Origin of the sequence: Microcystis sp. M53598_WE2 (genome assembly GCF_030067735.1) — a bacterium.
GTDB lineage: Bacteria > Cyanobacteriota > Cyanobacteriia > Cyanobacteriales > Microcystaceae > Microcystis > Microcystis aeruginosa.
The window spans coordinates 1-1,377 of the sequence record NZ_JASJFE010000450.1 but is presented as its reverse complement, the minus strand read 5'-3'; the positions used below and the strand labels follow the sequence as shown (position 1 = coordinate 1,377).

Annotated in this window: 1 protein-coding gene; it reads right to left on the bottom strand. The window is 42.2% G+C overall.

The window, feature by feature from the left end; translation table 11 throughout:
- Positions 1–161 precede the first annotated feature (161 nt).
- The coding region (locus PX636_RS09415; protein ID WP_288116892.1) for an SUMF1/EgtB/PvdO family nonheme iron enzyme at positions 162–1,377 on the bottom strand (1,216 nt) is incomplete at its 5' end.

Below are 1,377 nucleotides of genomic sequence, written 5' to 3'. Positions count from 1 at the left end.
CGACCCGCCTTAAATCGTAGGTTGGGTTGAACGATAGTGAAACCCAACACTTTTAAATAATTGGGTTGGGTTTCGTTCCTCAACCCAACCTACGGCTCAAAAAAAAAATCGACCCGCCTAAGGGCGGGAGACAAAGGGCAAAAGAGCAAAAGAACAAAGGGTTAAAGTCCTGGGGAGACACACGCAACCCGAAAACCGTCGTAGTTGCTGACGCCGACGGGGTTGCTCCTGAAGCGGAAGGCAGAACGACAGTCATTAGGGCCGTAGTTCCAAGAACCGCCGCGCAGACACTTGGGATGAGAACGATTATCATTATTGATAGTCCACGCAGATCCATCCTTTGGCGCTCCGATATAGTTATCGTGCCAATTGTCCTCGCACCACTCCCAAACATTGCCACTCATGTCATAGAGTCCCCAAGCATTGGGCTTTTTCTGACCCACAGGATGAGTTTTACTCTGAGAATTTGCCCTATACCAAGCGTAATCTCCTAACTGATTAGCATCATCACCGAAATAATAGCGAGTAGTAGTCCCCGCACGACAAGCATATTCCCATTCCGCTTCTGTGGGGAGGCGATAGGTTTTTCCTGTTATTTGACTCAATTTTTGACAAAAAGCTTGAGCATCGTTCCAACTAACATTTTCTACCGGATTTTGCAGATTATTTTTCAACCAAGAGTTGTTTTTAAAATGAGAGGGATTGGTTCCCATTACCGCTTCATATTGTGCCTGAGTCACTGGATATTTGCCAATCGCAAAACTGTTGACTTTAACTTGGTGTTGAGGCTTTTCAGCATCCCAAGCATCGGGATCACTGTCAGCAGATCCCATGATAAATTGACCTGCTGGTAAGCTCACCATCTCCAGTGTGACTCCGTTGGATATTTTTTCGGTAAATGGAGTGGGTGAAACAATTAGGGGTATTGGTGAAACAGGCTTTTTGACTGCTTGTAAGGCATTTAAAACCTGTTGTGCTGTCCATCTTTGTTTTCTATCTTTTTGCAAACACCCTTCAATAATCGGTTTAAACTCTTTCGGTAAACTAGGGATTTGTAGCTCACAATTTATCACCTTTACCATTAATTGATTATTGTCATTATTAAACTTATAGGGAAGTTGATTAGTGGTCATTTGGATTAACATAATACCTAATGACCACAGATCCCAAGCTGAGGAAATATCACCCCTAAAGGCTTCAGGAGGCATATAAATAATTGTACCAGTATTGTGGACTGTTTGAGTGTGACTTTTATTATTTAAGGTTCTAATTAAGCCAAAATCTGCTAACTTGTATTGTTGATTAACCTTGAGGATATTACCCGGTTTTAAATCTCGATGTACTTTATTTTGTCGATGAAGATAATTTAAGCCCTGG